The 23,307-nt window shown below is 37.3% G+C and carries 19 protein-coding genes; 1 reads left to right on the forward strand and 18 read right to left on the reverse strand.

Features of this window, described 5'->3' with window-relative positions:
- Window positions 1-15: 15 nt before the first annotated feature.
- A complete protein-coding gene (gene hisG, locus acsn021_RS13830; RefSeq protein ID WP_184095947.1) occupies window positions 16-663 on the reverse strand; it encodes an ATP phosphoribosyltransferase in 648 nt (215 codons plus the stop codon).
- 185 nt (window positions 664-848) lie between these two features.
- Window positions 849-2,105, reverse strand: a complete 1,257-nt coding sequence (gene hisZ / locus acsn021_RS13835) for an ATP phosphoribosyltransferase regulatory subunit (protein WP_184095949.1) — start codon at window positions 2,103-2,105, stop codon at window positions 849-851.
- Between the two features lie 363 nt (window positions 2,106-2,468).
- On the opposite strand from hisZ, the gene acsn021_RS13840 reads away from it, so the two are divergent.
- On the forward strand, window positions 2,469-3,845 hold the full coding sequence (locus tag acsn021_RS13840; RefSeq protein WP_184096199.1) for an ISNCY family transposase: 1,377 nt from the start codon (window positions 2,469-2,471) through the stop codon (window positions 3,843-3,845).
- A 57-nt stretch (window positions 3,846-3,902) separates the two neighbouring features.
- Here the strand turns inward: acsn021_RS13840 and acsn021_RS13845 are convergent, their stop codons facing one another.
- From acsn021_RS13845 to polA, 16 genes are all read right to left on the reverse strand, one after another.
- Window positions 3,903-4,466 carry a Holliday junction resolvase RecU gene (locus acsn021_RS13845; protein WP_184093855.1) on the reverse strand — a complete coding sequence of 188 codons (564 nt, stop codon included), beginning with the start codon at window positions 4,464-4,466 and terminating at the stop codon, window positions 3,903-3,905.
- A gap of 193 nt (window positions 4,467-4,659) precedes the next feature.
- Complete coding sequence (locus acsn021_RS13850; RefSeq protein WP_184093856.1) at window positions 4,660-5,628, reverse strand: RluA family pseudouridine synthase; 969 nt, start codon at window positions 5,626-5,628, stop codon at window positions 4,660-4,662.
- 2 nt (window positions 5,629-5,630) lie between these two features.
- Entirely contained in the window at window positions 5,631-6,290 is a 660-nt protein-coding gene (locus tag acsn021_RS13855) for an HAD family hydrolase (protein ID WP_184094016.1), read from the reverse strand.
- Between the two features lie 15 nt (window positions 6,291-6,305).
- A complete protein-coding gene (locus acsn021_RS13860; RefSeq protein WP_184093857.1) occupies window positions 6,306-7,040 on the reverse strand; it encodes a pseudouridine synthase in 735 nt (244 codons plus the stop codon).
- A 186-nt stretch (window positions 7,041-7,226) separates the two neighbouring features.
- On the reverse strand, window positions 7,227-8,621 hold the full coding sequence (locus tag acsn021_RS13865) for an RsmF rRNA methyltransferase first C-terminal domain-containing protein (protein ID WP_184093858.1): 1,395 nt from the start codon (window positions 8,619-8,621) through the stop codon (window positions 7,227-7,229).
- Window positions 8,622-8,644: 23 nt separating this feature from the next.
- Window positions 8,645-9,448, reverse strand: coding sequence for a GTP pyrophosphokinase (locus acsn021_RS13870; protein WP_184093859.1), 804 nt, complete (start codon window positions 9,446-9,448; stop codon window positions 8,645-8,647).
- A gap of 219 nt (window positions 9,449-9,667) precedes the next feature.
- Window positions 9,668-10,597 carry a M23 family metallopeptidase gene (locus acsn021_RS13875; protein ID WP_243167924.1) on the reverse strand — a complete coding sequence of 310 codons (930 nt, stop codon included), beginning with the start codon at window positions 10,595-10,597 and terminating at the stop codon, window positions 9,668-9,670.
- A 214-nt stretch (window positions 10,598-10,811) separates the two neighbouring features.
- Complete coding sequence (locus acsn021_RS13880; protein WP_184093860.1) at window positions 10,812-12,110, reverse strand: LCP family protein; 1,299 nt, start codon at window positions 12,108-12,110, stop codon at window positions 10,812-10,814.
- A gap of 111 nt (window positions 12,111-12,221) precedes the next feature.
- Window positions 12,222-13,388 carry a CapA family protein gene (locus acsn021_RS13885; RefSeq protein WP_184093861.1) on the reverse strand — a complete coding sequence of 389 codons (1,167 nt, stop codon included), beginning with the start codon at window positions 13,386-13,388 and terminating at the stop codon, window positions 12,222-12,224.
- Window positions 13,389-13,498: 110 nt separating this feature from the next.
- Window positions 13,499-14,950 carry an aminoacyl-histidine dipeptidase gene (locus tag acsn021_RS13890; RefSeq protein ID WP_184093862.1) on the reverse strand — a complete coding sequence of 484 codons (1,452 nt, stop codon included), beginning with the start codon at window positions 14,948-14,950 and terminating at the stop codon, window positions 13,499-13,501.
- Window positions 14,951-15,019: 69 nt separating this feature from the next.
- A complete protein-coding gene (locus tag acsn021_RS13895; protein ID WP_184094021.1) occupies window positions 15,020-16,384 on the reverse strand; it encodes a PFL family protein in 1,365 nt (454 codons plus the stop codon).
- A 123-nt stretch (window positions 16,385-16,507) separates the two neighbouring features.
- A complete protein-coding gene (locus tag acsn021_RS13900; RefSeq protein ID WP_184093863.1) occupies window positions 16,508-16,780 on the reverse strand; it encodes an ACT domain-containing protein in 273 nt (90 codons plus the stop codon).
- 50 nt (window positions 16,781-16,830) lie between these two features.
- The gene (locus acsn021_RS13905; protein ID WP_184093864.1) at window positions 16,831-17,628 is read right to left on the reverse strand and encodes an MBL fold metallo-hydrolase; all 798 of its coding nucleotides are present in this window, start codon (window positions 17,626-17,628) and stop codon (window positions 16,831-16,833) included.
- A 164-nt stretch (window positions 17,629-17,792) separates the two neighbouring features.
- Complete coding sequence (locus acsn021_RS13910; protein ID WP_184093865.1) at window positions 17,793-19,922, reverse strand: cell division protein FtsA; 2,130 nt, start codon at window positions 19,920-19,922, stop codon at window positions 17,793-17,795.
- A 49-nt stretch (window positions 19,923-19,971) separates the two neighbouring features.
- Window positions 19,972-20,583 (reverse strand): dephospho-CoA kinase, encoded by a 612-nt coding sequence (gene coaE / locus acsn021_RS13915; RefSeq protein ID WP_184093866.1) that lies wholly within the window; start codon window positions 20,581-20,583, stop codon window positions 19,972-19,974.
- A complete protein-coding gene (gene polA / locus acsn021_RS13920; RefSeq protein WP_184093867.1) occupies window positions 20,570-23,236 on the reverse strand; it encodes a DNA polymerase I in 2,667 nt (888 codons plus the stop codon). The genes coaE and polA overlap by 14 nt, the downstream gene beginning before the upstream one ends.
- Between the last annotated feature and the right edge of the window lie 71 nt (window positions 23,237-23,307).

The following is a 23,307-nucleotide window of genomic DNA, read 5'->3' on the forward strand; positions in this document are numbered from 1 at the left end:
CCTTCTTGTGTATTTTTACGAATTTTTTGCCAACACTTCCCTAAGAGCAGTGATTAGTCTTGTAATTCTCTCATGCTGCATCTTCATACTCACCTGATTTACCACCATACGAGCTGATAACGGACAGATTTCTTCAAGAACATCCAGTCCGTTTTCTCTTAAGGTAGACCCGGTTTCCACAATATCCACGATAACCTCAGACAGACCTACAATGGGCGCAAGCTCTATGGAACCATTTAATTTTATAATTTCAACCGTTTGATGCTTTTTATTATAAAAATAATCTTTCGCTATATTGGGGTATTTAGTAGCTACACGTATCAGTTCCCCGTGCTGCAATAATTCCATTGCCTCTTTGGGTCCGGCTACACACATTCTGCATTTTCCAAGTCCCAAATCAATGACTTCATAAAGTTTGCGGCCCTCTTCCAATATGGTATCACGGCCTACTACTCCGATATCAGCAGCACCATATTCAACATAAGTTGGCACATCATTGGCTTTCGCAAGGAATATTTTTATTTTTTGTTCCTCATTAACGAATATTAATTTTCTGGAGTCCGGATCTTTCATTTCTTCACAGGTATATCCCACCTGCTCCAGAATTTCCAGAGTCTTTTTTGCAAGTCTTCCCTTAGCAAGGGCAAAGGTTAAATATCTCATAAGAACTCCCATCTGTGCGCACTTGCACATATAAAAAAAGGTACCGTAACAGTTTTTTATAATATAATAAGTTTCAGGCATTTGCTAATACATCCACCTGATATTTTAATAAACAGCATAAACTAATTTTTTGCCTGTAGAAGTTTAAACTATTACCATAAATATCCGGCAGACATTTACTAGGATTACATAAAATCCTGAATTCTTGCCGCTGTTACCGTTCCTGTATCTGACTGAATTACCTGGATTAACTCTGACTCGGTAAAGTAAAGAATCCCACCAATTCCATTCCTCCTGGAATATGCAATGTATTCATCGATTTCTTTTTCTTCTTCCACTGCCAGCAACTCTATATTCATACTTTGGCTTCTGAAATGATTTGCCAAAACAATTGCATTTTTTAGAAGATGTTTTTTATATAATATCAGGGTGTTTTCCGGTTCCCCTTTTATTTCAATTTTTTGTCTTGAAAGAGCCAATAACAACTGATCAACTAAGATGGCTAGTCCGATTGCCGGTGCTTCCTTACCGAACTGTCCCACCAAATTATCATATCTTCCTCCATTTGCTATAGTATCTCCGGTACCATAGGTATATGCACGGAATATGATTCCTGTATAATAATTGTATTTGCTTAACATTCCAAGGTCAAAGGTAATGTATTGTTCCAAACCGTATACAGATAATATATCATAGAGTTGTTCCAGACGTTCAATCGCCTGTAGTGCCCTTTTATTTTTTGTTAGCGCTTTTGCCTCAGATAGTTTCTCAAGATTGCCAAAAAGCTCTGGAAGGGTCAAAAATACTTTTTTCAGTTCCGGGCTGATATCTTTACTGGATATTAACTCTTCCACACCAAACATATTTTTCTGTTCGATTAGATGACGCAGTTGAGACTCTTCTTCCGCATTAAATCCGGCTTCCTCCGATAAACCGCAGAAAAATTCTGCTTCACCAATTTCTACCTGAAATTCCTTCAGTCCGGCATCTAATAGGCACTCAATGGTTAAAGCCAGCATTTCTGCATCCCCCTGAGGAGTTGCATCATTGATAAGCTCTGCACCTAACTGGGTAGATTCCTTTAATTTCCCTTGATAACTGCTGTTATTTATGAATGTACTTCCCATGTAACAAAGCCTGATAGGAAACATTTCTTCTTTGTAGTATTTTGCTGCACATCTGGCAATAGATGGAGTAATATCCGGCCTTAATACCAATGTATTTCCTTCTCTGTCAAAAAATTTATACATGTGCTTAGGGGCTACAGTTCCTCTTTCCTGACTGAAAATATCAGCAAATTCAAAGGTCGGTGTCTGTATGTCCTTAAAACCGTGAAGCTTCATTATATGATGAAGTTTATTCTGAAGTACCAGTTTTCGTTCACATTCTGCATTATAAATATCTCTCACACCTTCCGGTGTATGTAATAATCTTTCTATCATGTTGCACCTTTGCATAACATATCATTCACAGATGTGTTACTGAGCACCCTTTCTTATCTGTATTTTGATAGCTTTCTATTTAATAAATAACTAAAACACGACGTGAAATCCTACTATTAACTATTCTTCTTTCTACTTCACCATGGTAACGTGATAATTCACTACCATATCAATGTCAACCTATTATATTACAATTGATATCTGCTGTCAACTGTTATCCTTTTCTTTTTCACGTTCTCTGAACCATTTTTGATAATGTCTTAAGTAACCACAAGTGATTATGTCCCAAATGAGTAATCCATGTTACACTATATCCTCATGACTTACAGATGAGGAGACATTATGAGAAAGGTCAAGTTGACTATGAATGAAGAAAAACGTTATGAAGTAATAAAGAAGTTAGTAGACACAAACGGAAATAAAAAGAATGCTGCCTTGAAGATCGGTTGCACCGAAAGACATATCAATAGAATGATTGCAGGATATAAACGTGATGGTAAATCCTTTTTTATACATGGAAACAGAGGTCGGACTCCTGCTCATGCTCTTTCAAAAGAAACCAAGCAAACTGTCCTAGATTTATATCGTAGTAAGTACTTCGATACGAATTTTACTCATTGTATCGAGCTTCTAGAGAAGTATGAGGGAATTTCTATTTCTGTATCTACATTGAACTCTATTTTAGAAAAAGAATATATTCTTTCTCCAAAAGCTACCCGATCAAAAAAAAGAAAAACCAAACTAAAACTTAAACATTTGAAAACACAAACTAAATCTAAAAAGATACTAGCAGAGTTGCAATCCAATATCGTTGCAATCGAGGATGCACATTCCAGACGTCCTAGATGTGCTTATTTTGGCGAAATGCTTCAAATGGATGCTTCGATCCACTTGTGGTTCGGTGATACGAAAACTCAGCTTCACATCGCTGTCGATGATGCAACTGGTACTATTGTCGGTGCTTACTTTGATGAACAAGAAACTTTAAAAGGATACTACAATGTGTTTCATCAAGTACTTACTGAGTATGGTATTCCCTATTTATTTTTTACCGATAACCGTACAGTTTTTGAATATAAACAAAAAAACGCCCCTTCTATCGAAGAGGACACATACACACAATTCGCTTATGCTTGTAAACAGCTAGGTGTTGAAATCAAGACCAGCAGTATACCACAAGCAAAAGGTCGAGTGGAACGATTGTTCCAAACCTTACAATCTCGCCTACCAGTCGAATTACGCCTGGCAGGCATAAACACACTTAGCGAAGCAAATGCATTCTTAAACTCCTACATAAAAGAATACAATGCCAAGTTTGCTCTAGAGACCAATCTTATCAAATCTGTCTTTGAAAAGCAACCCGTTTTAGAAGAAATAAATCTTGTTCTTTCTGTTCTTACAGAAAGAAAGATAGATAATGGACACTGTTTGAAGTTTAAAAATAAGTATTTTAAGACACTTGATAAGAACGGGCATCAGGTACACTTTTATAAGGGGACAAAGGCAATGGTAATAGAAGCATTTGACGGTAATAAATACTGTTGTATAGATGAGAGTATTTATGCGCTAGAAGCAATTCCGTCACATGAGAAAATATCAAAAAACTTTGATCTTACGCTGTCGCAGAATAGAACAATAAAGCGGAAGATACCAGGGATGCATCATCCTTGGAGAAGGCAAGAATTCTGGCGTTTTGTTAAAATGCAGGAACACCACTGGAATGATGAAGTCCCTGCTTAAATAGATAAAAGCACCAGCCACAGCTGGTGCTAATGTTTAAAATTTATTAGGACATTCTCAAAAATGCTTGACACTGTTATCCTTTTCTTTTTCACGTTCATCCATTTCTTTCGCAATATTTTCAATATAATGGATATATAAATTATTTACACATTTTATCTCATTATCCGTACACAGCTCCTCTAGGCGAAAACTTTTTCTTCCTCCTTCTAAAGCTCTGTTCCAGAAATTGAGTAATTTATTATAAGGTAAATAATGATATAGATTCCTTTTGGAAAAATAAATCAGCAGGAAAGAAATCCCTCCCTGCTGTTCAAAATCTTCCATAAATTTCACCTGATGATCATGTATATTCTGAAGAGCAAATGTATCGGTGGCACATTCCTTTGCATCAAAACATACCGGTATCCCCTGAACTACCCCTATATAATCTACCGTACTTTTTTCTTCGAAATAGGCAAGGGTTATATGTCTTTTCTCCTTATCAATACAAGTGGGCGTAATAGGGGTGGGAATCTTCTGAATAAGAGCCAATTTTTTTTCCCGGTATCTGGAATTGGTAAGGTTAATCAACTCTTCCAGTGCAGACCCTCTAAGACCTCTGGAATTCCATGAAGGCATGTCATATCTCCTTTCTCATATTTACAGTATAGGATTAGGCAATTGCGAAATGATACATCTTGGATGTAGGCGAACTCACCAACGTTAAAGGTGACTTGCCACCGCATCGGAACCTGTTTTGGTGATTTTGACTGGTTCTGACACACACAATAGCCGTTGCACAATTGTCTAATCTACAGTATTTTAGTAGGTATTAACTTACAAATAAACTTTCCTGTATTTTTAAAAAAAGTTCTTCCGGTTCTGCCTTTACCGTTTTAGTAGATAAATGTGCAAACGCACCGCCTAGTTCGGGAAATGTTAATTCATAAGCATGAAGCAATTGGTGGTTTAGCCGGTGGCTTCTCTTAAACTTTGCATTTAATGCCTCATCTCCATACTTGGTATCTCCCAATATAGGGTGTCCTATACTGCTTAGGTGGGCACGTATCTGATGTGTTTTTCCAGTAATCAGCTTTACTTTTAATAAAGTAAAACCTGTGCTTAAATTGATAGGAATATATTCCGTCTGAATCGGTGACTGGTTGGGTCCCGGTTTCTGGGTTATGGTAACCTTGTTAGTCCTTTCATCCTTTGCTAAATAGCCTGTAATCCGCTTTGCTTCCTTTATAACACCCTTTACAATGCATATATAGTATTTATCTAACTTGCGCTCTCTAAACAATTCTGACATTACCTGCAACCCTGCCAGTGTCTTACCTGCTACTACAAGACCACTGGTATTTCTATCCAAACGATTACATATACCGGGTTTAAAGGTTATAAGCTGTTCTTCTGTTAATTGTCCAGATTCAAGCAGATAAGCCTGTACATGCTCAACAAGAGATATATCCTCTTTTTCTGCTTTTTGTGACAATAACCCAGCTGGTTTATTAATTATAAGAATTTCAGAATCTTCATAAATAACGGAAAGTTCCTGTTTAATAGGAACGACTGTGACCGCCTGGCTGAAGTTCTGTATTGTTTCCTCAGACAAAAACAGTCTGATTTCATCGTTCACCTGTGTTTTTTCAGACCCTTCTGCTTTCTTACCGTTTAAGGTTATATTTTTTTTACGGAGCATTTTATAGATAAAGCTTTTTGGAGCTTTTCCAAGCAGCTTCATTAGCAACTTGTCAAGTCTCTGTCCCGCCTCATTTTTCTCAACTACAATAAGTTTCATCATTACATCCTTTTATCATATAATACTTCCCGAATAGATTCCACATAATAATCTGCCAACTCCTGCTTAGCCAGCGTATCCATTTCTGATGCCTGATCAAAAACGGCACAGACCTTCATACCCGCACTTTTACCTGCCATGATACCTTGTATCACATCCTCAAACACAAGACATTCTTCGGGCAGCACTTCTAAATCTTTTGCAACCAGTAAGTATATATCCGGAGATGGTTTCCCCTTTTCTACCTCACAAGATGTTCTAATAGAATCAAAATAAACACTGATACCAAGTTTTTCCGTTACCAATTCTACTAATTCTCTAGAATTACTGGTAGCTATCCCAGCCTTTCTTCCGGTTTTCTTAAGCAGTTCTAACAATTCCTTTGTACCTTCTTTTAGAGGGACTTCGTTGGCATATTTTTCCCATGCCATGCTGCTCCATTCCTCTTTTATTTCATCAATTGAATCTGCTATTCCAAATCTATCTTTAAAGTACTGAGCGGTCTCTGTAAAACTCATACCCGTAATTGCAGGTTGTAAATCCCCTGGAAGTACTATATCAAACTTCTTTAAGTACTCTACATCAATTTCCTCCCATAACCACATGGAATCAATTAAGGTTCCGTCTAAATCAAAAACCACCGCTTTTATATCCGCTAATATATTTTGCATGCAGTATCACCCTTTTAATTTTTTTAATTCAGCTTCTGTTAACTTTCTATATTCTCCCTTTTTAAGGCTATTATCCAAAACAAGCTCTCCCATTTGCAGACGTTTTAAATAAATGACTTCTTTTTTTACTGCTTCAAACATCCGTTTAATTTGATGAAACTTGCCTTCATATATGGTTATCTCTACTTCTGAGACATCATCCGCCTTTAAAATGTTTAACCGAGCCGGAAGTGTTGTAAAATCCTCTTCCAGTTTTATGCCGGTCTTAAAAATATTAACATCTTCTGCTGTGACTCTTCCTTTCACTTTTGCATAGTACAGTTTGGATATATGCTTTTTAGGAGAAAGCAGTTTATGAGCCAGCTCCCCATCATTGGTTATTAAAAGCAAGCCTTCCGTATCCTTATCCAGACGACCAACCGGAAAAAGCTCTTTTTTCATGAAATGTTCTCTTTTCATACCTTCCTGTATCAAATCTAGTACAGTCGTGTGAAGATTGTCAGTCGTGGCAGAAACCACTCCTGCCGGTTTATGAAGCATATAATATTCCATTGCTGCATATATTAATTCACTACCATCAAAGGCAACCCTATCTCTGCTTACATCAATTTTCCTATCCGCTGATTTTTCTATTTCTCCATTCACTGTAACCTTGCCCTTTTTGATATGAAGTTTTACTTCGCTTCTAGTTCCCGTCCCCATATCAGCAAGAAATTTATCTAAACGCACCAAGCCAGCCATGTTATCATCCTCTCTTTATCATGCTAAATAATTATTTGATGGAATCAATCTAAAGCACCCCAAAAAGAATTCCTGGGCAAGTCACCCTATTATTTGAGTTATTCTGCCTAGTTACCTAAACAAGGTGTTTTGAGCTAGCTGTCATACAAATAAACAGAGCTGTAAACGCTCTAAACCAAATACTGCTTACAATAAACGCCATCCTGGAAGATATTTATTTTTCAGAGTACTTCCTGTTAATTTGCCCCATCCCAAGGGATATCCATCCACTGCAACCAGGTTAAAACCATCCGATGTTCCCTGGTCTACTTCTATGGTTTCACATTTTAGGTATTTTATAGTGTCTTGACTTTCTGCCGTTAACTCTAAGACTTTATCATACTCCCCGGTCTTTAAGGCACAAGCCAGAGCCTGACTAGGTTCAAACCGGTTCTTTTTCATTTCTCCCAACAAAAGACCTGCTCTCATAATCCGAAGCCCTTTTAAATCTGGTATTCCCTCCGGCAGCAGATATAGCTTGTCCTCCCGAAGTTCAAGCTGTTCCCTTTTTACCGGCAAACCTAATCCACTTATAAACATTTCCGCCTCTTCTGATAGTTTTCCTTTATTTCCGCTCTTATAAGATATATTGCTCTTCTTACACTCCGCCCCTTTTTCCAAAAGAGTTATAAAATGACCTTCACCTTTTATCCTGTGCGGCCATAGACGAATACAATTCTTTAATTCCTCCGGTCCATCTACCCACTCCGGTCTGCCAAATGAAAATCCTTCGTAAGAAACTTCTCTTCCTTCTTTATTTACTCTGGTAAGAGGATTGACCACCTTAAATTCAGGACACTGCTTTAGCAGGTATGCGATTGTTCCTTCATTCTCTTCGGGTGAAAAAGTGCAGGTTGAAAACAGAAGGCTTCCACCAGGTTTTAACATTTTAGCAGCCTGTAATATAATTTCTTTTTGAATCTTATTATAATAAGCAACACCATACTGCTCCCAGTTTTTCATAATAGCAGGACTTTTACGAAACATGCCTTCACCGGAGCATGGTGCATCTACTAATATCTTATCAAAATAACCCTCAAAACAATTAACAAGCTTTGCAGGGGCTTCACTGATTACTACCGGATTCCTTGTTCCAAAAAGTTCAATGTTTTTTAACAGCGCTTTTGCCCTGGAATTACTAATATCATTTGATATTAGTACGCCTTGACCCTGTAGCTTTGCTGCAAGCTCTGTACTTTTTCCACCTGGAGCAGCGCATAAATCAAGCACCTTGTCACCTGGTTTGACAGGCAAAAGACTAGCAGGAGTCATAGCACTGGGCTCCTGTATATAATAAAGACCTGCATAATAATAAGGATGCTTAGCGGGCTGTTCTTTGGGATTATAATAATAACCGTTGGATATCCATGGTATCCGCTTTATTTCAAATGGACATATTTTCTCGAATTCTTCCGGTGATATTTTTAATGTATTTACACGTAAACCGCTATAATGTTTTTCATCGAAGCAACTACTGAATACTTCATATTCCTCCTTTAAAAGTTCCTTCATCCTATCTTCGAATAACTTGGGTAATGTCATTGGTTTCTCCTTAAACTACTTTCTTATCTCAGGCTTTGAGCCCGGTATCCCTCTGATATAATGTCCAGTTCTTTATGAAAGCGCTGTAACTGCTCTAAGTCACCTGTTTCATATATTTGAAAAAACTCGTCCTGAATTTTTATAACTTCTCTTTTATTTGCCACTTTATATAGGTTTTGAATATTATTCAATATATCTGCAACCATATTCGCCTTTATTTTAAAAGAATTCTGTGCATCCATAATTTCACCTCTGACAGAAGACATTTCCTGATCAAGGGCAATAATGGCATCTGCTGCCTTGGACAACCTTCCTTTAATATGTTCCGGCATATTTTGTTTGTATTTATATTGCAGAGAATGTTCTATGGTAGCCCAGAAATTCATGGCTAATGTACGTATCTGTATCTCTGCTTGTACTTTTTTTGTTCCTTCTAAAGTCTGAACGGAATAATAGATGATTAGGTGATAACTTCGATAGCCACTGGATTTCATATTCTTTATATAATCCTTCTCACTCTTAATCTCCATGTCCGTACGTTTATTGATAATTTCTACAACCTTTTGAATGTCCTCAACAAACTGGCATATAATACGAATTCCGGCAATATCTTCTATTTTATCCTCTATATCCTTTAAAGGAATTTCCTTCTTTTGTGCTTTTTCCAAAATACTTGATATCGTCTTAACTCTGCCATGCACCTGTTCAATGGGTGAATATGCCCCCATATTACGATATTCTTCTATTAAATGATTGAACTTAACCACTAGCTCATCCACCGTTAAAACATAGGGATCAAGTATCTCTCTCCACATTTGAATTTTCATTTAAACTCCCATCTGTGTGCTCTAGCACTACCAGCACTTGCACACGTACAAATCATGATGTTGAAAAAATATCTTTTTTCAATTTATAGCCTCATCTGTGCGTACTGGCGTAATTATTATATTAAATTTTTATTCCTTAATCTGCCTGCTCGTGGATATTATACCACATTCTCATAACTTGTGGTACTGTTTTTATGAGTAAGAATCTTATATAACCCGCTATTTTGTCTTGTTAAGATATCGTAAAATATAATATGGATTTACACTAAGTTCTCCAAAAGGAGTCTCTACATATATACCAAAATGCAGATGTACATCAAACTTTCCTACAGTGCCTTCCTTTCCATAACCACTGTCTCCCATAAATCCTAAAAAATCACCGGCAGATACCTTGTCTCCGACAGTCAGATTTTTTGCATAGGAATCTAAATGAGCATAATAAAAATAAGCCCCTTCTATTCCACGTATTCCAACCCGATATCCGCCCTGTTCCAACCAGCCCATCTTTTCCACTGTTCCGTCTGTAGCACTTATAATCCGGTGAACCCCTCTTAAATTGTCCACTGCCATTAAGTCCGTACCTTCATGTCTTCTTTTTCCACCATAACTCCTGAAAGAATTCCAGGAGTCCTCAAAGGTGACAAGAAATTCCCCTTCTGCATTGGCAGCGATCGGAAATACTTTTATATCTCGAAGGATTGCCTGGTAATAGCTTTTTAATTCCTTAAAATAATCCGTATTCCTAATAGACCTTAACAAATAATCCATATTTTTTTTAGATATCCGCCCATTCTGTAGGTCGCTTTGGGATAGCAGCATTAGTAGCGTAAGATGTTCTGCATCTTCATTTTCACCTTTTTTTATCAAATCTATATAAGATTCCTCAAGCAGCATTTCTCGAAAACTGTCGTAGTTCACTCCTTCTGCCTTTAATACTTGTTCATATATATGTAATTGAATACGGTTCTGAGTTCTTACAGACAAAACAGCAGAAAACAAAAGCATTAATAAACAAACGAAAAGTTCAACCTGCTTTATACTGTTAGACCTATTTTCTTTCCTTCGAGCAGTTCTCTGTACTGGAACACACAATCGGTTCTTTCTATCTTTCTTTTTTAGTTCTGCTATTACTCTATCTTGGTCTAGCATAAATTCCTCTCACTCCGGCACGTCCTTATAATTATATGACAAAATGATATATATATGACAGCGATCTATAATACAACCTTTTTAAGCTTTATATATGCCTGAATACTGCTTGTCCTGAATGAATGTTTTAAATTGTAGGTGGCATGGTAATGCTTAATTTTGAACGAAAAAGATGCTGATATAAAAAACATATATCAGCATCTTTCTACTATCGTTATTGTTTGCCGCTGCCAAAAATAAACCCGTGCAATTCTTCTATATTCTTTGGTATATCAGGAATTAATACTGACATTCCTCTAACATAACCTTCTTCAAATGTATGGTCTGCAGGTAGTCTCAGGTTCTGTATTTCGGAAATCCCTATATTCACCGCGGTTTTTAAATATTGCTCAAAATCCCCTTTACGGACATCTGTTGTTATAAATGGCAGAATATCATTCAATAGAAAGGCAAGCTCTGGAAGGCTTTTGGATTTATATTTATCAAATATGGCATTTAAAACAACTCTTTGCCTGGAGGTTCGTCCAAAATCATTTAACTGATTATCACTAGTCTTTACATAGCGGATACGGCAGTACCCTAACGCCTGGTTACCATTTAAAACCTGTCTGCCGCCAACTACATTACGATATTCAGGCTTTGATATATAATTCGTAGAATTTAAATAATGCGCTTCTCCACTGGTTAAATCTATCGTAACACCGCCCAGTTTATCTATAATATCTTCAAAATCATCAAATCCAACCAATACATAGCCATCCAACTTAATATCGAAATTTAGTTCAACCGTTTCATATAACAACGGAATTCCACCAATTTCATAGGCAGTATTTAATTTATTATCTTTATAGCCAGGAATCTGTACCAACATGTCCCTCATTAAAGATGTCAATTTAAATGTATTATCTTTTGTATTCATAGTACCAATCATCATAATGTCTGTACGACCTCTGGCTGTTCCTGAGTCAATAGCCTCTTCACCTAAAAGAAGAATATTTATAACCCCTTCTTCTCTTCGTACTCCATCTTGTGTGTGTTCTTCATTCCATACAACTGGAATCGGGGTTATGGTGGGAGCTACTCCGGTTACTTCGACATCATCAACCTCTGGCTGAAGCACTACATTAAGACCTTCATCATAATTCATCTTACCATAAGCATACTCTGTCGCCGAACGCCACAAGAAGTTTTTTCCCAGCGGTGTCAAAAATAAAAACACAATTGCAAAAATGAATACTCCTATGACCCCAAATGATATTTTTAAAGTTTTTGAGAATCTGAACCCTTCCTTCCCTGTCTCAACAGTTGTCCCGTCTAGTTCTTTACATATCTGCTTTGCCAAAGATTCATTAATGCTTTCCAGTACCTCATCTTGTCCTGTTATTACTATATTATCAATTTGTTTATCATCCATGTCTGCTTTTGTTTTTGTCTGCTGCTTCTCTTTGGACTCCTCCGTACCACTACTAAGATTGTCTGCTATCTCTTCTTCTCTGGCTTCATCCATTTTCATGCCATAACTCCTATGATTTGATTTTTAGTACCTGTTCCAAATACTGGCATGAATTATTATACCATGCCAGTTATGGAATGTAAAATTATTTTAAAGTATTTGTAAATCAAATTATGGCAGAACTTTACCATTTTCGTCAAAAGTAATATCAAATGAAATCTTTTTCATGTATTCATGGAATTTTTCTATAGCAGAACGATCGGTAATCAGTGAAGTTTTAGCACCTTCTGCCTTAGCCGGCAGTAACTTAAGCTCTGCCTGATTCTCTTCATTAATACCCACTTCTAAAACTGCTGTCTGATTAATGTTACTATAGAATATAAAATTGCCAAGGCTGTAAACTATAGGTTTTCCATTATAGTATTCGATTCCCTGTAATACATGGGGATGGCTTCCTATTACCAAATCTGCACCGGCATCTATATACTGCTTAGCCATAGTTCTTTGGTAATCAAGGGGTGTATCCGCTTTTTCAATTCCCCAATGTACATACACAACTACAAAATCACTTTCCTCTGAAGCCTTTTTAATATCCTCCAAAAGGTAAGTTGGGTCGTATGTAGTTAACATTCCGGGCTTTGAATTAGTAGCATTCCATTCCGGTACCGGTATGACCCTAGAGGCTGCCAGAAAAGCAAGTTTTTTCCCTTTTACTTCTTTATATTTGATTTCTCTGGCTTCCGTTAGATTATTTCCAACTCCTGTATAGGTAATTCCTTCCTGATTTAGAGTTTCAAATGAATCTACGAAAGCATCGATTCCAAAATCTAGGCTATGGTTATTAGCTAAGGTTACGATATCTAATCCCATATCTGTAAATACCTTTACGTATTCGGGATTTACACGAAAAGTATACTGCTTGTCTGCCGCCGGAGTTCCCCTGGTACTAAAAGTAAATTCCTGATTTGCCATAAAAATGTCCGCCCCATGAAATAAATCTTTTATACCAGTTGATACTACTCCATCTATTCCATGGTTGTTATAATTTTTAATCACATAGTCAGATAAATAAATATCCCCTGCAAACACCAGCTTTATATCTTCCCACACTTCTGGCTCAGTAGTCGGCGATTGAGTGGGAACCAATGTAATATTGTCATTCCCCTCATCCTGACCCTCACCTTCTCCTGTATTCCCTTCTTCTTCATTACTTACCACTTGATCATACGGGCTTCTTCCACCGGTATACTTGTTAAATTCATATATAACAACTATCGCTAAAAGGGTAAAAGTAAAAATGATAAAAGTCAATAAACCGTACATTTTCTTTTTGCTCATATGTATATACCTATCCTTATAAAAAGGAGCTGCTGAAAACTCTCTATCATTTTGCAGCAGCCCGTCTGTGTCTTATAGTTTCAATCCTTTATTTATGCAGTCATATCCTGCTATTGTATTCCTTCAATTACCTTTTCCAAATACTGATAAACTCTTATCGCCGAGCTTATACTAAGCCTTTCTTTTGGTGTGTGAATATCATTCATATCAGGACCCAAAGAAACAATATCAACTCCTGGTATCTTTTCAGCAAAAAAGCTGCATTCCAAGCCTGCATGGATTGCTTCTAATTTAGCTTCTCTCCCATACTGCTCCTTAAATATTTTACACATATGGTCTCTTAAGAAGGATTCCTTTTTATATTCCCAGGCTGGATACTGGCCTCTGACGTAAAACTCTCCACCTAAGAAATTAGCCATATACTGTAAACGACTGCATATAAACTGCTTGTAGCTGTTTACAGAACTTCGTACAGAAAAGCAGTAAACGGCTTTTTCTTCTTCCATTTTAAAAATACCTAAGTTTAAGGAACTCTCTACCAACCCTGATATATCAGAACTCATAACCTGTACGCCGTTAGGTGTATTTAATAATAGAAACAGCAGCTTTTCAAAGGAGGTTGGATGTAATACACTATACTTTCCTTCTTCCTGGACTGCAACATCTATCGTAAGACCAGGTTCACTGGTAACTAATTCGTTTTTATATTTTGCTGTTAATGATTTAACTGTCTCTTGTAACGCGTCCAGTTCTTTCGATTCAACCACAATATAAGAAGAGGCTTCTCTGGGGATGGCATTATCTTTTAAGCCACCTGCTAAATCAGCAAGGTAAAAGTCTGTAGAATCTTTTAATTCAAATAATAAACGAGCCATTAACTTGGTTGCATTGGTCCGGTTTTTATGAATTTCCGCGCCTGAATGTCCGCCTTGTAATTCACTGATGCTAAGATGTACTTTAAGACCTTTTTCATTGATTCGTTTTACAGGCAGTTCACAGGTTGCAGTTAAACCTCCTGCTGAACTGATAAGTAAAGAGCCTTCCTCTTCAGAATCTACATTAATTAAGTATTTTCCTTTCAGAATAGATACATCAAGACCAATTGCTCCATCCATTCCCACTTCTTCATCCGTTGTAAATATTGCTTCAATTCTAGGGTGTTTTAACGTTTCATCTTCTAAGAAAGCCAATGAATATGCTAATGCTATTCCATTGTCTGCTCCTAAGGTAGTTCTGTCAGCGTGTATATAATCGCCGTCAACAAACAGATCAATTCCTTCTGTTAAAAAGTCATGGGTACAATCATTCGTCTTTTCACAGACCATATCCATATGCCCCTGAATAATGACTGCGGGAGCATTTTCATACCCTTTTGAAGCTTCTTTTATGATAACTACATTTTCATATTCATCTTGTACATATTCTAATCCATGGCTTTTTGCATACTCTACAAGATAGTTACTAATAGCCGTATTATTTTTTGACCCTCTTGGCACAGCGGATATTTCATTAAAATAATGCAGAACTTTTTTATAATCTTTTTCAACTAAAATTGGATTCATTTTATACCTAAACCTTTCTCATACAGTATGCTTTCAAACATCTGTATGTATAAAGTTATTTTTTTATCACTAATTTTTAAAGCTATGGATAGGTGCCGGTATTCTTCCTCCACGGTTTATAAAAGCTTCACAGCTAAAGGAATTAACAGGCATAACCGGCGCATATCCTAATAAACCACCGAATTCCACTATTTCTCCGATTTTTTTCCCGATAACCGGAATCAATCTGACAGCAGTTGTCTTTTGGTTAATCATACCAATTGCCATTTCATCAGCAATGATTCCTGATATGGTAGCAGCACTGGTATCTCCAGGTATGGCTATCATATCAAGGCCTACAGAGCATACACAGGTCATAGCTTCTAATTTTTCAAGAGTTAATGCTCCTGCCTGAACCGCATTAATCATACCCTGATCTTCACTTACAGGAATAAAAGCTCCACTTAAACCCCCAACATAAGAGGATGCCATTACACCACCCTTCTTCACCTGATCATTTAATAAAGCAAGCGCAGCTGTTGTCCCCGGAGCTCCGGCATGTTCAAGTCCCATCTCCTGGAAAATTTCAGCAACACTATCACCTACTGCCGGAGTCGGCGCCAGTGATAAGTCTATAATACCAAAGGGTACGTTTAAGCGTCTTGATGCTTCCTGAGCAACCAGCTGCCCCACTCTTGTAATTTTAAAAGCCGTTGTCTTAATAGTTTCACAAAGTGTTCCAAAATCTGCTCCTCTTACACTTTCGAGCGCTTTTTTAACCACACCGGGTCCGCTTACACCAACGTTGATAATTGCATCTCCTTCTGTAATACCATGAAATGCCCCAGCCATGAAAGGGTTGTCATCGGGTGCATTACAAAATACCACCAGCTTGGCGCAACCAAGTGAATCTCTTTCCTTTGTATATTCAGCAGCCTTAAGAATGATTTCACCCAACAATTTTACAGCATCCATATCAATACCGGTCTTGGTTGAGCCTACATTGACAGAACTACACACTCTTTCTGTGGTGGCAAGAGCTTCCGGGATGGAATGAATCAGGTTTAAATCGCTTGTAGTCATACCTTTGGAAACCAGTGCAGAATATCCACCGATAAAATTAACCCCTACGGTCTTTGCTGCTTCATCAAGCGTCTTAGCTATAGTCACATAGTCCTCCGGTGTTTTGCACGCTGAAGCACCTACTAATGCTATGGGCGTTACAGAAATTCTTTTATTTACAATGGGTACCCCATACTCCCTTTCAATAGCCTTACCTGTAGATACCAAATCTTTTGCAACTGTTGTTATTTTATTATAAATCTTTTTATTCAATTCATCCAGATTAGTATCCGCACAATCTAAAAGGCTTATACCCAGAGTAATTGTTCTCACATCCAGATTTTCCTGTTCAATCATTTTATTGGTTTCAATTACTTCCTGTATATTTATCATCTCGTTACCCACGCCTTTCATTTTCTGTCCTCCGAAAGAACAAAAAGTCATACCGTACTTTTTATTCTGTCGGATTTTTTATCACCTTATATCTTATAAATTAATAAATTTATAGAATATAATCTATAGCCTGTGCATTTTATTAAAAATGTCCTCATGCTGGGCTTTAATAATAACTCCTATCTCTTCACCAATCTTCTCCAATTCCGTTGCAAGTTCTTCGAAGTTTTTCGGTGTCTCGTTGGCATCTACAATCATCATCATGTTAAAGTATCCCTGAACGATTGTCTGGGAAATGTCCAGAATATTAACCTGGTTCTCTGCTAAATAGGTACATACCTTAGCGATGATTCCTACACTGTCTTTTCCTACTACTGTAATAATTGTCTTTTTCATCTTCAGCTCCCGTCTGCGACCCTCGGTCGCATATAAATATAAAATGTATTTTAACCTATTGATAGCATTTCTGACGCTTCTTCTCTTTTTGCAACACTCAAGAGAAGCCCTGTGGTTTTATCATCAATAATCTGATTCAGTTCCGCACGAACCGTTTCGTAAGCCAATTCTTCATAATTATTTTCCCGACTTAGATGCGCTAGGGTTATATGTTTTAATTTCTCATGAAATAACCGACAGATTAACCTGGCCGAATTTTCATTGGATAAATGTCCTCTGTCTCCTAATATTCTTTGCTTTAAGTAATAAGGATATCCTCCAACCAAAAGCATATTTTCATCATGGTTCGCTTCCATAAGAAGTATTTCGGAGCCCGACAGCTTTGATATAATATATTCATCAAAGGTTCCAAGGTCGGTAGCCATTCCTACTTTATGTCCCCCTGCCTGAAAGGTATAGCAGACAGAATTAGAGGCATCATGGGAGGTGGAAAATGGGTCTACCTGTATGTCATTTATAAAAAATGATTCGTCCGGTACCACATAATGCAACAATTCTTCCGCGATACGCCCTACATTTTTTGTCCTTACTATGGCATTAATGGTTTCAGCTGTTCCGTAAATAGGTGTGTGATATCTTCTGGCAAGGACACCTAAACCCTGAATATGGTCAGAATGCTCATGTGTAATTAATATACCCTGAATATCCTGAGGCGATATGTCAATACTGCTTAACCCATTTTCAATTTTCTTTCCGCTGATACCAGCATCTATTAAAAGCTTTGTATGTTCGCTGCCAACAAAGGTACAGTTTCCACTGCTGCCGCTTGCAATACTGCATAAATTCATAAGTACCTCCTAAACCACTGTTGGCTGTATTAATTGAAACAATGCACCATTATACCTTGTTTCAATGTTACTTCGTAACATGAAAAAGTATCCCTTATTCTAATCCATTTGTCAACCAATTTCTAATAATTATACAGATGGAATAATTTTTATCTGTTTATTACTTAATTTTTCCAATATAATTCAATTATATCACTGTCTTTTATCGGGTGGGTAAAGTCTGTCTTTTCACCATTAAGGGTAATGATTAACTCAGAGCCTCCCGCCTTTGTAAGGTCAAAGGGATAAAAATCAAATACGTCCACAAAGATGTATTTTTCTTTTCCTGATAGTTTAATCGGCTCCCTGTTTATACTAACATAGATGTCATTTGTTACACCGGTTCTCTCTACTACCGGAGTCTTTAGTTCCGCTGCCATTACCTCTGCTACCTGTGATGGGGTAACATCAGCAATTTTCTCTTCTATATTATAGGACAGATTTTCATCTCTTGTGTCCTCAAAGCTGTCGTCAAATTGGTTTTCCGTATATGTATACTCATCTTTTATAGGGTACTGGATATTGAAATTCTCATATACCTTTTCGTCTTTGGCTGCAACAACATGATTAACCAGTATATTATCTCTAAAAGGCAAATCCATAAATTCTAATATCTGACCCAGTGTGTAATAATTCCTGATCTGAATGTCGTCCCCATCCTTTATCTTATAAAATTCAGACACCAGCTCACCGTTTACCTCAACAAATTTAGGGCAACTAATATGTTTATCATTTAACACAAAGGTAATTGTACTTTTATACTCCGGTAATTTCCCCACTTCAACCTCTGCAGCTCTGCCAACCGTAGACTCAATTATTTCAATTTTATCGTTTTGCTCTATCCTGTGACTAATACCGGTAACTTCTCCGTTCAACTTGACTAGAGCGGCTTCTCCCAATTCACCTCTGGCCATACGTTTACTTCCGTTTATGGTAAATTCAAGTGCTTTTCCTCGCCTCGGAAACAGTTTTTCATTAGGGAATCCAATCTGTATTGCAGCGTCCACAATGGATAGCTTGTTATTGTCATATAACTTAACTCTTTCTCCATTTACATGAACAAAGATAAAATTATTACTCTGGTCATAAAAATTCAGACAGATACCAATAGGTGTAACCAGTAGAGGATCCTTTTTAATACCTTCCTGCAAAAAGGTTACTTCTCCTAATACCTCTTCTCCTCGTAAAGCTACTCTGTCTTTTTGGAGACCAAGATATTCTGCAAGGCTTGTAATAAAACCAGGTATTTTTCCACCTCCACCAACTACAAATACTGCACTGACTGCTTTATCACCATTTAATTTAATTATTCTCTCAGCAATGCTTTTCGTAATTTTACGTACGGCTTCAGAAACGTTTTCTATTACCTCTTCAGTTGTTATTTTATGACTTAATCCCATAATGTCCTTATATGTTATTTTCTTCTTTTTTAAACAGGACAATTTTATGGTCTCCGCCGCTTTAAATTCCACCAGATACGTTTGTACAATTGCCTCGGTAATTTCATCCCCTGCACTTGGAATCATTCCATAGGCGATGATACTGCCATCCTTGGTTATTGATATATCCGAAGTACCTGCTCCGACATCAACCATTGCTATATTTAATAAGCGGAATTTTTCCGGAATAGCTACATTTATTGCCGCAATGGGTTCCAGAGTTAAATTTGCCACCTGAAGTCCTGCCCGCTCTACGGCAGAATACAAGCCATCAATAACTTCATCCGGTAAAAAGGTGGCTAAAAGCTTAGTTCCTATCCGGTTTGCCTTATGCCCTTCCAGCTTGCCAATCGTATAACCATTCAAATAATAGTGGATGACCGAGTATCCAACACAGTAAAAATTTATTTTATCCTCCTGCATATCAGAACGCAGTGTTTCATAGGCTTTTTCCACACCAATCAAGTCCAGGGAGTGAATATGTTCTTCATTGACGGTCGTCTCACTGGGAAATTCATATTCTGCATCCACTGTAACTGTTTTTAATACTCTACCGGCTGCTGCAATGCAAACTTCTGTGAGTTTACAATCAGTCTGCTTCTCCAGTTCCCTAGTTACTGAAAGGATGGTTTCTGCTACCTTTCCAATATCATGAATCTGGCCATCCATCATGGCTCGTGTTTCATGCTCTCTCACACACTGGGCCACTACCAGAAACTGATTCGAATTATCTCGGTATCCTACTGTTCCTACAATGCTTCTGGTACCTATATCTAAACCATATACTAAATGTTCCGGATATCTTTTGTTTTCCATCCACTAAACCTCCACATATAACTGTAAAGTATTTTCCATCTGTTAGATTTTATTTCCCTGCAAGCAAAATTTCTATCTGCTTTTCCAGGCTGACAGATACCTGGTAATTTTCCAGCACGTGCGTACTTAATCGCTTATATTCTTCCTCTGTAATTTGATTTTTAAATATCATTTCGATTTTTTTATCATCATAATTTCTAGTTTTTTTCAGTCGTTCTCTTCGAACTTCCTCCGGTGCAAAAACATACCAGATTTCATCACAGTAGTCCTCTAAACCTGCCTGAAGAGGTAAAGCTGTCTCAACACAAACCAGTCTTTTTTCTTTTTGTTCTTCAATTTGCTTCTTTGTATATTGAATGACATAGGGATGGGTAAAGGAATTTAATCTACTTAACCTTTCTTCGTCTTTATATGCAATACTTCCAAGCTTTTTACGATCTATTTCTCCTGCTTCATTTAATATTTCCATTCCAAAATATTCTAAAATTAATTGGTAGGACAGATTTCCTTTTTTCATCAGGTTATGAGCAATCTGATCCATATTAATCAGATATGCCTGGTATTTTCTTTCTAATAGATCTGCAACTAACGATTTACCACTACCCACGCCTCCGGTAAGTCCTATTACTTTCATACATATATCATCCTTATTTTGCTTCATACCAGTTGCTTCCCGATTTCACTTCTACTTCAAGAGGTACCCTAAGCTTAGCAGCGTTCTGCATCTCCTCCTCTAGGATGTGGCTGACTTGTTCAATCTCATCCTTGTGAGCTTCGATCAGAAGTTCATCGTGAATCTGTAATATCAGTCTGGATTTTAACTTTAAGCCCTTTAACTTCTCATTGACCCGTATCATGGCTATTTTAATAATATCTGCTGCCGTTCCCTGAATAGGAGAATTCATGGCAACTCTTTCACCGAAAGATCGCTGCATAAAATTAGAGGAATTTAACTCAGGTATGGGTCTTCTTCTTCCAAACATAGTACTTACATATCCCTCACCCTTACCGTTTGCTACCAATTCATCCAAAAAGTTCTTTACCCTAGGATACGTCTCAAAATATTTATTAATATAGGATTCCGCTTCTTTCTTTGAAATATTTAAATCCTGTCCTAACCCAAAAGAACTAATGCCATAAACAATACCAAAATTTACTGCCTTGGCATTACTTCTCTGTAAAGAAGTAACCTCATTAAGAGGTGTATGGAATACCTGAGAAGCTGTTATTCTATGGATGTCCTGTGCTTCCCGGTATGCATCTATGAGACGTTCGTCACCTGACATATGGGCAAGTACTCTTAATTCAATCTGGGAATAGTCTGCATCTAAAAATATATAATCTTCTCTTGGTATAAATACCTTTCGTATTTCTCTTCCAAGCTCCATCTTAATCGGTATGTTTTGAAGATTGGGTTCGGTACTGCTGATTCTTCCTGTTGCAGCAATGGTTTGTTGAAATTTACCATGAATTCTTTCATCATCACCGATGTATACCGCAAGTCCGTCTGCATAGGTGGATTTTAATTTGGTAACCTGCCTGTAATCTAAAATCATACGAATCACAGGATGTTCCGGCACCAGTTTTTCCAATATATCCGCAGATGTAGAGTAACCGGTTTTTGTTTTCTTCCCGAAGGGCAGACGCAATTTTTCAAACAGAATTACCCCAAGCTGTTTTGGGGAATTTATATTAAATTCTTCTCCTACCAGTTTGTAAATCTCTGTTTCCAGACTATTTATGCTAACTAAAAGCTTGTCTCCGTATTCTTTTAATTCCTGACGGTTTACACGGATTCCCCGATTCTCCATATCATAGAGTGTATACACTAAAGGCATTTCAATCTCGTAAAACAACTTGTACATATCTGCTGCTTGTAAGGCCTCAATAATTAGAGGAGCCGCTTTACAGGCTGAAAAAGCCTGATAGCAGCAAAAATGGGTAAACTCCTCTTGCTTCTCTACCATCGAAACAGAAAGTTTATTCTTGCCAAATAATTCACTTTGAGAAGGTATTGTAAGGCCTAAATAATCCTTTGCAATATCATCATATCCATAAGAATCACTTAAAGGATTTAACAGGTAGGCAGCAATACTTGCATCAAATATATTTTCTTGTAATTTCTCACAATTGCCTTCTGAAACTATGGTATTAAGAGCTGGAAGATGCAGCTGTTGTTTTAAATTTAGTGTAGCCAGCTGTTTCTTTTGTGCCAAATCTTTTACTTTACCGGCCAAATAAGTATCCGTTACTTTCTCACCGGCTTTTATAAAATAAGCTTTTTCATTGCTGGGAGCAATAGAGAGCCCCAGTAATTCTTCCTCATGAATAAACACAAAACCCGGGATTCCATTTACTTTTTCAAGGCCATTAAATATTTCTTCAACCTCTTCTAAAGTCTCAACGGATTGAAAAGCTTCTTCAATTCCAGTATTTTGAGTAAGCTGTACCTGAAAACGGTTTAACAGACTTTTAAATTCTAGCCTTTTAAAATAACCGTAGGCATTTTCATTATAAATATTATCAAATACTGCCTCCTGAATCTCAAATTCCAACGGACAATCCACTTTAATGGTTGCCAGTACCTTACTTAAGATTGCCTGCTCATAATTATTTCTTAAGGCTTCTCTTGCTTTCGGAGGAGTAACTTCTTCTATATGATTATAAGCATTTTCAATCGTATCAAATGTACCGATTATCTTGCCGGCAGTCTTTTCTCCAACCCCCGGTACTCCCGGTATATTGTCGGAGGCATCCCCCATGAGTCCTTTTAAATCAATAAATTGAAGTGGTGTAACTCCATAGGCTTCTATTACATCCTTTGTGTTATAGTTTTCTATTTCTGTCCCACCCTTTTTTGTTTTGGGTATACGAATCTTTATCTTCTCACTGGCTAATTGCAGTAAATCCCTGTCACCAGATACCAAGGATACCTCATATCCATCCTTTTCACAAATTGTTGCAATTGTACCAAGAACATCATCGGCCTCAAATCCTGGTTTTTCCATTATGGTTATATCCATGGCACGCAGTACTTCTTTCATTATTGGTACCTGCTGCCTCAATTCATCCGGCATGGACTTTCTCGTTCCTTTATAGGCTTCATACATTTCATGGCGGAAGGTTGGTTGATGTACATCAAAAGCAACCGTTAAAAAATCTGGCTTTTCTTCATCTAATATTTTAAACATAATATTTAAAAAGCCCAGCACAGCATTAGTTGGAATACCCTCTGAATTGGTCAATACCGGTATTGCATAAAAAGCTCTGTTTAAAATACTATGCCCATCAATTAATACTATTTTTTTATCCATATCAAATCCTCTATATACCGCAGAACAGACTGCAGTTGCCACTGTAAGCGAATTAAACCAGTTTCACGTGG

Origin of the sequence: Anaerocolumna cellulosilytica (genome assembly GCF_014218335.1) — a bacterium.
In the GTDB taxonomy this organism is placed as follows: domain Bacteria; phylum Bacillota; class Clostridia; order Lachnospirales; family Lachnospiraceae; genus Anaerocolumna; species Anaerocolumna cellulosilytica.

What these genes read in the sequence shown, in the direction of transcription:
- hisG (WP_184095947.1), bottom strand. Translation starts at nt 663, where the DNA reads ATGAGATATTTAACCTTTGCCCTTGCTAAGGGAAGACTTGCAAAAAAG.
- hisZ (WP_184095949.1), bottom strand. Translation starts at nt 2,105, where the DNA reads ATGATAGAAAGATTATTACATACACCGGAAGGTGTGAGAGATATTTAT.
- acsn021_RS13840 (WP_184096199.1), top strand. Translation starts at nt 2,469, where the DNA reads ATGAATGAAGAAAAACGTTATGAAGTAATAAAGAAGTTAGTAGACACA.
- acsn021_RS13845 (WP_184093855.1), bottom strand. Translation starts at nt 4,466, where the DNA reads ATGCCTTCATGGAATTCCAGAGGTCTTAGAGGGTCTGCACTGGAAGAG.
- acsn021_RS13850 (WP_184093856.1), bottom strand. Translation starts at nt 5,628, where the DNA reads ATGAAACTTATTGTAGTTGAGAAAAATGAGGCGGGACAGAGACTTGAC.
- acsn021_RS13860 (WP_184093857.1), bottom strand. Translation starts at nt 7,040, where the DNA reads ATGGCTGGCTTGGTGCGTTTAGATAAATTTCTTGCTGATATGGGGACG.
- acsn021_RS13865 (WP_184093858.1), bottom strand. Translation starts at nt 8,621, where the DNA reads ATGACATTACCCAAGTTATTCGAAGATAGGATGAAGGAACTTTTAAAG.
- acsn021_RS13870 (WP_184093859.1), bottom strand. Translation starts at nt 9,448, where the DNA reads ATGAAAATTCAAATGTGGAGAGAGATACTTGATCCCTATGTTTTAACG.
- acsn021_RS13875 (WP_243167924.1), bottom strand. Translation starts at nt 10,597, where the DNA reads ATGCTAGACCAAGATAGAGTAATAGCAGAACTAAAAAAGAAAGATAGA.
- acsn021_RS13880 (WP_184093860.1), bottom strand. Translation starts at nt 12,110, where the DNA reads ATGAAAATGGATGAAGCCAGAGAAGAAGAGATAGCAGACAATCTTAGT.
- acsn021_RS13885 (WP_184093861.1), bottom strand. Translation starts at nt 13,388, where the DNA reads ATGAGCAAAAAGAAAATGTACGGTTTATTGACTTTTATCATTTTTACT.
- acsn021_RS13890 (WP_184093862.1), bottom strand. Translation starts at nt 14,950, where the DNA reads ATGAATCCAATTTTAGTTGAAAAAGATTATAAAAAAGTTCTGCATTAT.
- acsn021_RS13895 (WP_184094021.1), bottom strand. Translation starts at nt 16,384, where the DNA reads ATGATAAATATACAGGAAGTAATTGAAACCAATAAAATGATTGAACAG.
- acsn021_RS13900 (WP_184093863.1), bottom strand. Translation starts at nt 16,780, where the DNA reads ATGAAAAAGACAATTATTACAGTAGTAGGAAAAGACAGTGTAGGAATC.
- acsn021_RS13905 (WP_184093864.1), bottom strand. Translation starts at nt 17,628, where the DNA reads ATGAATTTATGCAGTATTGCAAGCGGCAGCAGTGGAAACTGTACCTTT.
- acsn021_RS13910 (WP_184093865.1), bottom strand. Translation starts at nt 19,922, where the DNA reads ATGGAAAACAAAAGATATCCGGAACATTTAGTATATGGTTTAGATATA.
- coaE (WP_184093866.1), bottom strand. Translation starts at nt 20,583, where the DNA reads ATGAAGCAAAATAAGGATGATATATGTATGAAAGTAATAGGACTTACC.
- polA (WP_184093867.1), bottom strand. Translation starts at nt 23,236, where the DNA reads ATGGATAAAAAAATAGTATTAATTGATGGGCATAGTATTTTAAACAGA.